The organism is Paenibacillus rhizoryzae (assembly GCF_059686995.1).
In genome coordinates this window covers 31761-44774 of record NZ_JCAALT010000005.1, presented here as the reverse complement: position 1 = coordinate 44774, position 13014 = coordinate 31761, and the positions used below count along the sequence as shown (strand labels likewise).

Sequence of the window (13014 nt, the reverse complement as noted above, 5' to 3'; positions counted from 1 at the left end):
TTCGTATTTCTGGCTATGTAGACACGGAATTGATCTTCCGTGTCTTTTTTGCTTTTTCGCTTCGCGAGATCGATTTTAGTTGAGAAATCATTCAACAAATAAAAGATTTATTTCGACAAAATAGGACTAGTAAGGTAGTGATATACGATATAATAGGGATACAAAATTACTAGCGTGAATCGAGCGTGTTTCTCAGTCTACGTTCATAGGGAAGTTTGAATAGAAGGCGAAATGGAAGGTCGTGATAGGAGGTCACACGGGTAAGGATAGAAACCCAGATGCAAAGAGCTACAATAGTTTAGGTATCGGTTCAAACAAATCGTCAATAGGGGTGTCATAGTGAGTAGGAAATTATCAAAATCCGTCATCATGTTCATATGTTTTATGCTAGTTTTTGGCGTGTTTTTTCAGCAAAAAGCATTCGTGTCCGCCGCTTCGTCCTCCGGTGCGCTGACCAGCGCCATTCCGAACGAGCCCATAACCGGAGCTGCGTACGGGAATGGAGTTTATGTAGCGGTAGGCTATTACGGCAAAATCTTAACGTCTGCGAACGGGCTTGATTGGCAAATCGCCGCAGACAAAACGAGGCTCGACATCACTTACACGGGTGTCGCTTTTGGTAATAACGCGTTCGTCGCAGTCGGATATGACGGCACGATCATGACGTCGCCGGACGGTGCAGTATGGACGCAGCGGGACTCAACCGTCACAAGCACGATTGCTAGAGTTACATACATTACAGGAATCAATAAATTCTTTGCCGTTACCAAAGCAGGAATCCTGCTCACGTCGTCCGATGGCGTTTCGTGGACCTCGGCTTCTGTAGGGACGAGCAAAGATCTTACCTCCATTGCAGCTAGCGGATCTATCATCGTTATCGGCGATTCCGGCGGCTATGTACATACTTCGACGAATGGAACCAGCTGGACGCCGAAGAAGCTGAATGGTTCTTTCTTTATCAATTCCGTTCTTGGTCTTAATGGCCGTTTCTATGCAAATGATGCTCTGGGCTCGACTTATACATCTACTGACGGATATACCTGGATATCCGCCAGCATACCTGGTCAAGTTTTCGGTGGTCTCTACGATGGTACCAAGTACTATTTGTTCGGATACGATGGGACATCGTATGGCGCAGTGTTTACGTCTAACCAAGCGGACGGCGTGAACTTCTCTAAGCAAGGTGTTCAAACCACTACAATGACCGCGCAAAATGGGTTCTACGCGAACGGAGTCTACATGCAGCTTGGAAACGACGGCATCGTCGTTTCGACCAACGGGACTAGTTGGGATTACGCTTACGGCGGCGTTGTGAGCAGTGTTCTATACAACGGTACGGAATACATAGCTGTCGGTAAACATGGCAACGATGGGTTTATTAAAACTTCTACGGATTTTGTGAATTGGACACCTGTCACGCTGCCACAGCGTGTTCCTGCATTGACTTCTATTACCACCGGGCTGGGTAAATATGTTGCGGTGAGCGACTCCCCGGGTACGGTTCTAACATCAAGCAACGTTACCACTTGGTCCGTAAACTCTCCTGCTGTTTCGGAGTACGGCTTCACGTCGGTCGCTTTTGCAAACGCCACATTCGTGGCAGTCGATGACATTGGGTCCATTTATAGGTTGGCAAACGGCAGTACAAGCTGGACGATGGAGAGGAGCGATTCCGTCGACTATAACGCGTTAAGGTTCGTTGCCTTCGATGGTGCAGGATTTTATGCTGCGGGCGATTCGGGAGTCCTTCTTCAGTCCGATTATACAGGCGGAAATTGGTCAAGCGTTCAAGCAGCTCCGATCGTCTTTACTTTTGATAAGAAGAGTTCCAATCAAACGGACATTCCGATCACGTTTACGGGTACCTTGAGAAATATCAGTGTCAGCAATTATAGTAGCGCACTGGTAGAAGGAACCGATTATAGCGTATCAGGAACTACTGTGACGGTTAAAAAGTCATTTTTGGCTAAACTGCCTCTAGGTTGGCAGACAATCGCCTTGCACGTAAGCAACGGAGCATCGAAGAGAGTAGCCGTCAACGTGGTTAACACGTCGCCTTCGCTGGCGCAGGTTACGGGTGTGCAGTTTAATCCGAATGGGAATGCATCGTGGGGTAGTGTGGCTGGAACGGTTAGTTACGAAGTACAACTGTACCGTAACGGATCCATTTGGGGCAGCCCAGTCTCGGTAGCCGCTGGCAGTACAAGTACAAATCTTTTAGCAGCTATGCGTGCTGCAGGAGCGGGCAATTATACGGTCAAAGTCAAAGCGATCGGGGATACCGTGACCTATAAGGATGGATCCCAATCGACAGCCTCTGGCGTAGTGACCATTTATAAGACACCGACAGAGGATGGAACGGCTAATAAAGCGGGAACCACACAGAGAGCGGATTTTAATATCGTCGTAAATGCCCAAAACGGGCCGAAGGCCACAGCGAAAGTTGACGGCTTGAACGTATTGCAAACGGGCACTGATGTTACGATAAGTGGTGGGAAAGCGACACTTCCGATTGAGATCGATAGTCTGTCGGAAGGCGACAACCAGATTGTTGTTGCTTTAAAAGATACTTCAGGCAACTTTTCTGAAGATTTAACGGTTACGGTAACGAAGGATACGACGCCACCAATAACTGCGACAGAAGATGGAACGGCAGATAAAGCGGGGACCACTCAGACCGCTAACTTCAACATGATCGTGAACGCGGAAACTGGAGCTACAGTAACAGCGAAAGTTGGGAGCACGAACGTCCTCCAGTCCGGAGCGAGTGTCGTCGCTGCAGGCGGTAAAGCGACATTGCCGATCGACCTCACGAAACTGGCGGAGGGAGCCAACAGTATTACCATTGTTGTCACGGATCCGGTGGGCAATGTTTCCGGAACGCTGACGGTTAGCGTGACGAAGGATACAGTTAGCGAAGCAAATGCTGCACTGGCAATTGGTTATGGCGGCAGCGATTCCGCAACAAGCGTAACTCAAGCGGTAACGTTGCCGGCAACAGGCATTAATGGTACGACAGTTTCATGGTCGTCCAGTAATTCAGCGATAATTGCTCCGAATGGAGCGGTAACGCGTCCGGCATTTGGAGTGGGCAATGCAACGATAACGTTAACTGCGACGATCAGCAAAAGCGGTATAAGCCAGACAAAACCATTCACGCTGACCGTACTGGAGCAAGCGCCTACGGATACGCAAGCGGTAACTGCAGCAAAAACGGCGCTAGAAGTCACTTATGGCGGAAGTGATACAGCTACAAGCGTAACGCAAGCGGTAACGCTGCCAGTGACAGGGCTGCTTGGAACGACAGTTACATGGACGTCCAATAATGCAGCAGTTATCGGAGCGACAGGTACGGTAACGCGTCCGATATATGGAGCGGGAGATGCAACGGTAACGCTGACTGCGACGATCACTAGAGGCGGAGTAAGCCAGACAAAAGCATTCACATTGACCGTGCAGAAGCTAGCACAGACAGATGTAGAAGCCGTCACCGAAGCAAAGGCGGCTTTGGCGATTACTTACGGCGGAAGTGATACAGCTGCAAGTGTTACGCAAGCCGTAACATTGGCGGCAACAGGGCTGAGTGGAACGACAGTAACATGGTCATCCGATGATGCAGCAGTCAATGCAACGACTGGAGCGATTACGCGTCCGGCATACGGATCTGGCAATGCGACGGTGACGTTGACCGCGACGATCACGAAGAATGCAGCAAGCGAGACCAAGTCGTTCACGCTGACCGTGTTGGAGCTGGCTCAAACGGATGAGCAAGCGGTAAGTGCAACTAAAGCTGCACTAGAAGTGGGTTACATCGGTAGCGATTCCGCTACAGGCGTAACGCAAGCAGTGACACTCCCAGGAACAGGGCTGAACGGAGTGACAGTTACATGGTCATCCGACGATACAGCAGTTAATGCAACGACAGGTGCGGTAACACGCCCTGCATTTGCATCGGGCAATGCAACGGTAACGTTGACCGCGACGATCACGAAGAATGCAGCAAGCGAGACCAAGATATTCACGCTGACCGTAACGAAGCTGGCACAGACAGATGCAGAAGCAGTAAGCGCGGCTAAGTCGGCATTAGTAGTCGGTTACGGTGGTGGCGATTCCGCTATAAGCGTAACCCAAGCAGTGACACTGCCAGGAACAGGGCTGAACGGAGTGACAGTAACATGGTCGTCCAATAGCTCAGCCATTGATGCAACGACAGGTGCAGTAACGCGTCCGGCTTATGGGTCGGGCGATGCAACAGTAACGTTGACAGCGACGATCACGAAGAATGCAGCAAGCGAGAGCAAAACGTTCACGCTGACTGTATTGGAGCTGGCACAGACGGATGCGCAGTCAGTAAGCGCAACGAAAGCGGCACTAGCAATTGGTTACGGCGGCAGCGATTCCGCTACAAGCGTAACGCAAGCGGTGACGCTGCCAGCAACAGGACAAAACGGAGTGACAGTAACATGGTCGTCCGATGATGTAGCAGTAAATGCAACAACAGGTGCAGTAACTCGTCCAGCATACGGTGCAGGCGATGCAACGGTAACGTTGACTGCAACGATTACGAAGAACGCAGCAAGCGAGACCAAAATATTCACGCTGACGGTACCGCAGTTGGCGCAAACGGATGCCCAAGCAGTAAGCGCAACGAAAGCGGTACTAGAAGTTGGTTATGTAGGCGGCGATTCAGCAGCAAACGTAACGCAAGCAGTAACGCTGCCAGGAACAGGGCTGAACGGAGTGACGGTAACATGGTCATCCGACGATACTGCAATAGATGCAACAACAGGTGCAGTAACTCGCCCAGCATACGGTGCAGGCGATACAAAGGTAACGTTGACTGCGACGATCACGAAGAATGCAGCAAGCGAGACCAAAACATTTACGCTGACGGTAACGAAGCTAGCACAGACAGATGCAGAAGCAGTAAACGCGGCTAAGTCTGCATTAGCAGTTGGATACGGCGGCAGCGATTCCGCTGCAAGCGTCACGCAAGCAGTAACCTTGCCAGAAACAGGGCTGAACGGAGTAACGGTAACATGGTCGTCCGATAGCTCAGCCATTGATGCAACAACAGGTGCAGTAACGCGTCCAGCATACGGTGCAGGTGAGGCAACCGTAACGTTGACTGCGACGATCACGAAGAATGCAGCAAGCGAGACCAAGACGTTCACGTTGACGGTACCGCAGCTTGCACAAACGGATGCGCAAGCAGTAAGCGCAACGAAATCCGTACTGGCAATCACTTACGGCGGCAACGATTCCGCTACAAGCGTAACGCAAGCAGTAACGTTGCCAGCAACAGGGCTGAACGGAGTGACAGTTACATGGTCATCCGATAATGCAGCAGTTAATGCAACAACAGGTGCAGTAACGCGTCCGGCATACGGAGAGGGCGATTCAACGGTAACGTTGACAGCGACGATCACGAAGAACGCAGCAAGCGAGATCAAGACGTTCACGCTGACTGTGTTGGAGTTAGCACAAACGGATGCTCAGGCAGTAAGTGCAACGAAGTCAACACTAGAAGTTGGTTACGGTGTTAACGATTCCGCTACAAGCGTAACGCAAGCAGTAACGTTGCCAGTAACAGGGCTGAACGGAGTGACAGTAACATGGTCGTCCGATAATGCAGCAGTTAATGCAACAACAGGTGCAGTAACTCGCCCAGCATACGGTGCAGGCGATGCAACGGTAACGTTGACTGCGACGATCACGAAGAATGCAGCAAGCGAGATCAAGACATTCACGCTGACCGTAACGAAGCTAGCACAGACAGATGCAGAAGCAGTAAGTGCGGCTAAGTTTGCATTAGCAGTTGGATACGGCGGCAACGATTCCGCTACAAGCGTAACGCAAGCCGTAACATTGCCAGAAACAGGGCTGAACGGAGTAACGGTAACGTGGTCGTCCGATAGCTCAGCCATTGATGCAACAACAGGTGCAGTAACGCGTCCAGCATACGGTGCAGGTGCTACAACGGTAACGTTGACAGCGACGATCACGAAGAATGCAGCGATCGAGACCAAGACGTTCACGCTGACTGTGTTGGAGCTAGCACAAACAGACGCACAAGCAGTAAGCGCAACGAAAGCGGCGCTAGAAGTTGGTTACGGCGGCAGTGATTCGGCTACAAGCGTAACTAAATCGGTGACGCTGCCAGCAACAGGACAAAACGGAGTGACAGTAACATGGTCGTCCGATGATACAGCAGTTAATGCAACAACAGGTGCAGTAACTCGTCCGGCATATGGAGCGGGAGATGCAACGGTAACGTTGACTGCAACGATTACGAAGAACGCAGCAAGCGAGACCAAGACATTCACGTTGACCGTGCCGGAGCTAGCACAAACGGATGCGCAAGCAGTAAGCGCAACGAAAGCGGCGCTAGAAGTTGGTTACGGCGGCAGTGATTCGGCTACAAGCGTAACTAAATCGGTGACGCTGCCAGCAACAGGACAAAACGGAGTGACAGTAACATGGTCGTCCGATGATACAGCAGTTAATGCAACAACAGGTGCAGTAACTCGTCCGGCATATGGAGCGGGAGATGCAACGGTAACGTTGACTGCAACGATTACGAAGAACGCAGCAAGCGAGACCAAGACATTCACGTTGACCGTAACGAAATTAGCACAGACAGATGCAGAAGCAGTAAGCGCGGCTAAGTCTGCATTAGCAGTTGGATACGGAGGCAGCGATTCCGCTATAAGCGTAACGCAAGCCGTAACGTTGCCAGAAACAGGGCTGAACGGAGTAACGGTAACATGGTCGTCCGATAGCTCAGCCATTGATGCAGCAACAGGCGCAGTAACGCGTCCAGCATACGGTGCAGGTGATGCAACGGTAACGTTGAGCGCGACGATCACGAAGAATGCAGCAAGCGAGACCAAGACGTTCACGTTGACGGTAACGCAGCTTGCACAAACGGATGCGCAAGCAGTAAGCGCAACGAAGGCGACGCTAGAAGTTGGTTACGTAGGCAGCGATTCCGCTACAAGCGTAACGCAAGCAGTAACGCTTCCAGGAACAGGGCTGAATGGAGTGACAGTAACATGGTCGTCCGATAGCTCAGCAGTTGATGTAACGACAGGTGCAGTTACCCGTCCAGCATTCGGAGCAGGCAATGCAACAGTATCGCTGACTGCGACGATTACGAAGAATGCGGTAACCGAGACTAAAACATTCACGCTAACAGTAATTCAGCTTGACGAAGTAACACCGCCTGACGTAACACCACCAGCAGCACCGACAGTGAACGCAGTAGATAGCGATGACCTCGTCATCACCGGTACTGCAGAAGCAGGTTCCACCGTAACGGTAAAAGCAGGCGGAACGACGCTGGGAACAGCAGTAGCAACAGGAGGCACGTACTCCATCACGTTGACAGCTGCTCTACCAGCAGCTACACAGCTTGAGGTAACGGCAACGGATGCAGCAAGCAATGTGAGCCCAGCAACACTCATCACGGTTACAGAGGCAACAGTGGTAACACCACCTGACGTAACACCGCCGGCAGCACCGACAGTGAACGCAGTGGAAAGCGATGACCTCATCATCACCGGTACTGCAGAAGCGGGTGCCACCGTAACGGTAAAAGCAGGCGGCACAACGCTGGGAACAGCAGTAGCAACAGGAGGCACGTACTCGATTACGTTGACAGCTGCTCTACCAGCAACTACACAGCTTGAAGTAACGGCAACAGATGCGGCAAGCAATGTGAGCCCGGCAACGCTGATCACGGTAACAGAAGCGACAGTGGTGACACCGCCAGACGTAACACCGCCGGCAGCACCGACAGTGAACGCAGTGGATAGCGATGACCTCGTCATCACGGGTACTGCAGAAGCAGGTTCGACCGTAACGGTAAAAGCAGGCGGAACGACGCTGGGAACAGCAGTAGCAACAGGAGGCACGTTCTCCATCACGTTGACAGCTGCTCTACCAGCAGCAACACAGCTTGAGGTAACGGCAACGGATACTGCTAGCAATGTGAGCTCGGCGACGCTGGTCACGGTAACAGCGGTATTCACCGGTACTCCATCGATACCAAGCGATACCCCAGTGACCTCGACAGACGGTACACTAACGCTTCCTTCAGGCAAATCCGGTAAGGTTAGCCTGAAAGACGATGTTACAATCACGATTCCGGCAGGCGCAACGGACAATAACCTGAAACTAACGATAGACAAAGTGTTGAACACTCAAAATTTAGTTTCGGATGATGATGTGCTAGCCAGTCCGGTTTTCGAGATTCTGAAGAATTTCTCGGAGAATTTCAGTAAATCCATCACGTTGACGTTTGCTTTCGATCCGACCAAATTGAGTGGCGATGAGAAAGTAGCGGTCTTCTATTATGACGAAGTGAAGAAGGAATGGATAAAAGTTGGCGGTGTCCAAATCAACGCAAACCACATCTCCGTAGAGGTCAATCACTTTACGAAATATGCGGTATTCGTTGTCAATCAAACGCCAACGGATCCAACACCAACGATTAACTTTAGCGACATCTCTGGTCACTGGGCTGAAGCTACTATTAAGAATGCGGTAAGCAGCGGAATCGTTAAGGGTTACCTGGATGGTACGTTTAAGCCGGGGAAAACCGTTACGCGCGCCGAGTTTGCAGTCATGCTGATGAATGCATTGAAGCCGCAAGGAGACGGAGCGAAGCTTACCTTTACAGATACAGCGAAGATCGGAACGTGGGCGCAGAAAGCAGTCGCTCAAGCGGTACAAGCGGGTGTTATTAATGGTTATGCTGATGGCAGCTTTGGTCCGAATGCAGAAATTACTCGAGCAGAGATGGCAGCTATGATCGCGAAAGCGACCGGGAAGGCTGTCAAAGAAGCTCAAGCAACGGACTTCGCAGATGACAAGGACATTCCGGCATGGGCAAAAGCCAGTATTGCGTACATGAAGCAATCAGGCATCATGCAAGGCAAAGGCGAAAACCACTTCGCCCCTGGCGACCATGCAACAAGAGCAGAAGCTGTAACGGTTCTGCTTAACATGCTGGCACAGATGAGCAAATAGAGCTTTAAAATAGGGTTACTCTACAAGCAGTCGAACAAGCTGCTTGTCGGGTAACCCTTTCTCATCCCTCTAAAAAAGCCCCCAATCTCACATAGGAGATTGGGGGCTTGCCTTATATACCGGAGGATAACTAAACTCAAGCCTCCATCTTCTGAGCCGAATACAGCTTATAATACCGGCCGCGCCGCGCGAGCAGCTCATCATGCGAGCCGCTTTCGGCGATGCCTTTGTCAGCCACGTACATGATGCGGTCGCAGTTCTTAACCGTAGAGAGACGATGCGCGATGATGAATGACGTACGTCCCTTCAACAGTTCATTCAGTCCCATCTGCACCAGACGCTCCGTCTGCGCATCGATGGACGAAGTGGCTTCATCGAGAATGAGTATCCGCGGGTTCGCCAGAAGCGTACGGGCGAAGGAGATCAGCTGCCGCTGTCCCTGAGAGAGCTTCGAACCGCGCTCGTTAACCTCGGTCATGTAGCCTTTCTCGAACTCGCGGATAAACTCATCCGCACAGACAGCCTTGGCAGCCGCGATAACCTCTTCCTCTGTAGCGTCGAGCTTGCCATAGCGGATGTTATCTAGGATCGTGCCGGAGAAGATGAAGCTGTCCTGCAGCATGATCCCCATTTGGCTGCGCAGTGATTTGAGCTTGATTTGCGAAATGTCATGACCGTCGATGCGAATTTGTCCGCCCGTGATGTTGTAGAAACGAGAGATCAGGTTGACCACCGTCGTCTTACCTGCACCGGTTGGACCAACAAGCGCGATGCTCTCGCCAGCTTTGACATCGAACGAAAGGTTCTGCAGGATATTGTGCCCCGGATCGTAAGCGAAGGTCACGTCGTCGAAGGTAACACTCCCTTGGATAGGAGGCAATTCCTTCGCATTCGGCACGTCGCTAACTGTCACCGGCTCATCGAGCGTCTCGAAGATACGCTCCAGATAGGCGACAGAGTTGATGAAGCTGTTGTACAAGTTCGAAATATTAAGGATCGGCTGCCAGAAGCGCGAGGCGTAGCTGCTCATCGCGAGAATAACGCCGAACGTAACCTCTTCCGGTCCGAGCGCCAGCAAACCAACGAAATAGATCGCTGTCGTGACAGTCGTCGCCAAGTTATCTACCGAGAACGGAACCAGAAAGTTCAGATACATCGTACGCATCCACGCACTGCGGTAGTTGCTGGACAACCGCGTGAAGATGCCTTCGTTATGCTTCTCACGGGTGAAGATTTGCGTAACGCGAATGCCGCTGATGCTCTCCTGCAAGTAAGCGTTCAAGTTGGAGCTCTTGTTGGATACCGACTGCCATGCCCGGCGCTGCTTGGTCTTGATGAGCATGATAATACCTAGGAAGACAGGCAGACCGCCCAGAATGACAAAAGATAACTTCACATCAACAGCGAACATAAAGATGGCGATGAAGAGCAGGTTCATAATTTCAAGAATTAAGTTGATGATCCCGTTGGACAGTACGTCCGATACGGAGTTGACGTAGTTGACGACCCGAATGAGGATCTTACCTTGTGGGCGATCGTCATAATATTGAAACGGCAGCTCCTGCAAGTGTTTGAACAAATCCGTCCGGATATCGAAAATAATATCCTGCCCGACGCTCGTCATCATACGCGAGCGGATCGTGGCCAAGATAACGCTGACGACGATGGTTCCCAGTGTAAGCAGCGACCATCCGACGAGCGCCTCTTTGTTCTTAGTAGGAATCGTAACGTCGACGACATGCTGCATAATGAGAGGCGCGGAGAGCGCGATCCCGGCTGACAAGGCGCTCAGGATGAACGCGATGATCATCGGCTTCTGCTGCCTTCTGATGTAGACCAGCGCACGCCGGAAATGTCGGATATTAAACGGTGACTCTAAATTCTCATCAATATCGAACTTATTTCTAGCCATGAGCGATCGCCCCCCTTCCGATGCCTTCGATTTGCAGCTTGAATACGTCGTAATAATACCCGCGCTTAGCTAGAAGCTCCGCGTGTGTGCCCTCTTCAATGACACGTCCATTGTCCAAAATAAGAATACGATCGGCCTGCGCCGTTGTGGATACGCGCTGGGCGATGATGATCTTCGTACATGGGAAGTCCAGCTCGCGCAGACTCTTCTGGATATGCTCTTCCGTTTCCAAATCGACGGCGGACGTAGTGTCGTCGAGGATGAGGATCGGGGGCTGCACGGCCAAAGCCCGAGCCAGAGCGATACGCTGTTTCTGTCCGCCTGATAGACCGACGCCGCGTTCGCCGACGACGGTGTTGTAGCCTTCCGGCATTTTGCGAATGAAGTCTTGGGCAGCCGCAAGCTGTGCGAACTTGTAGACATCCTCTTCCGGGATATCCGGATTGCTGTAGGCAATGTTGCCGTCAATCGTATCGGAGAACAGCAGGACATCCTGCGTCGCGATGCCGATATTGCCGCGCAGCTCGTCGAGCTCCAGCTTACGAACGTCCTTGCCGTCCACCAAGACGCGGCCTTTCGCAACGTCATAGAAACGCGGGATGAGGTTAATGAGCGTCGTTTTACCCGATCCCGTCGCACCCATAATAGCGATTGTCTCGCCGGGCTCGATCGTGAAGTTGATGTCCTCAAGTACCGTCACATTGTCATACTTAAAGCTCACATGCTCGAACTGAATTCGGCCATGATAACGGCTCATAACCGTGGCATTGTGATTGTTGACGATTTCCGGATGCGCGTAGTAGACCTCGATGATCTTGGTAAGACTCGCGAAGAACCGCTGAATATCATTGATAATGATACCAATGCTGCGCATCGGGTTGGATAGTCCCCAGACAAGTGCGGAGAAGGCCGAGAATTCCCCAAATGTAATCCGCCCGTTCATGACGAACAGACCTCCTGCCAGCATCAGAATAACGCTGAATCCCTGAGAGAAGATCTCCAAGTATGGAAAATAGTCCAGCCAGACCAAGGCGGCTTTCTTATTGGCCTTCGAGTAATTCACGCTTTTCTCCGTGAATTTGTTGATTTCGAATTCCTCGCGCGCGAACGCTTTGACCACGCGATTACCCGCGATATTTTCCTGCGTTGTCGTATTCAGCTGCGATAGGCGCTCCCGCAGATCCACATACATCGGACGTACGCGTCTGGCGAATATGAATGCCACGATCCCAATCGGAGGCGACAGGATGAGCAGCCACCACGTCAGCTCTGCGTCGATATAGAAGAAATACACCACTGCTGCAATAAATACCGTTAGCGATTCAATGATCGTTTTGATGATCCACGCCAAGGAATGCCGCACCATTTCGAGGTCGCCTGTCATTTTGGTCATGAGATCCCCGGTACGATTGCGATCGTAATACTTCATGTCCTGGCCCTGAATCTTGTTGTACAGGTAGATCCGGACACGGTAAAGCATGTTCTGTGAAGCGCGTTCATACAGCAAGGTCGTAAAATAGGACAGACTCGTGCGAAGCAAGGAGAAGCCGATCATGCCCAAACAAAGACCGATCAGCAGTGCCCGTTCGTCTGTCAGATTACGTGCTGCATCATCGCCAGCGATGAATAGATCGACAATACGCTGTCCGATGTAAGGATTAATAATGGTGAGCGAGGAGCCCACCACCGATAGGCATAATGCGAAAATATAACGCGTGCGATCGCCTATCAGGTTGTGCCAAAGCCACTTGAATTGAAACATGTGATCACCGACTTCTGTAAGTTTCTAGATTTTGAGTATCCGAATGCCGCCTTCAGTTCGATTGGGCTGTTCTCCGGTCAAAAAACTATGGAAATTATAACACAAATATTTGGAAATCGATCGAAAAAATTTATTTTGTTCTGGGACTCTCTGTCAGTATGCGAGTACTTGCGGAAGCGAATACATGCATCATTCTTATGGAAAATTTTAAATAATCATCAAGGATAATGGTAAAATGTGTCGAATTAGAACAAAATGTCGAGCTTGGCGGCTTCTTGTCCGATCGGGCGATTTAAGCGAAGTTGAA

Annotated in this window: 3 protein-coding genes; 1 reads left to right on the top strand and 2 read right to left on the bottom strand. The window is 51.1% G+C overall.

The window, feature by feature from the left end; genetic code table 11:
- Window positions 1-339: 339 nt before the first annotated feature.
- The gene (locus AC6ESO_RS15770) at window positions 340-9033 is read left to right on the top strand and encodes an immunoglobulin-like domain-containing protein (protein ID WP_497092185.1); all 8694 of its coding nucleotides are present in this window, start codon (window positions 340-342) and stop codon (window positions 9031-9033) included.
- Between the two features lie 136 nt (window positions 9034-9169).
- Here AC6ESO_RS15770 and AC6ESO_RS15765 read toward each other — a convergent pair whose 3' ends face one another.
- Together AC6ESO_RS15765 and AC6ESO_RS15760 are read right to left on the bottom strand one after the other, a co-directional pair.
- The gene (locus AC6ESO_RS15765) at window positions 9170-10945 is read right to left on the bottom strand and encodes an ABC transporter ATP-binding protein (protein WP_497092184.1); all 1776 of its coding nucleotides are present in this window, start codon (window positions 10943-10945) and stop codon (window positions 9170-9172) included.
- Window positions 10938-12707 carry an ABC transporter ATP-binding protein gene (locus AC6ESO_RS15760; protein WP_497092183.1) on the bottom strand — a complete coding sequence of 590 codons (1770 nt, stop codon included), beginning with the start codon at window positions 12705-12707 and terminating at the stop codon, window positions 10938-10940. The genes AC6ESO_RS15765 and AC6ESO_RS15760 overlap by 8 nt, the downstream gene beginning before the upstream one ends.
- Window positions 12708-13014 lie beyond the last annotated feature (307 nt).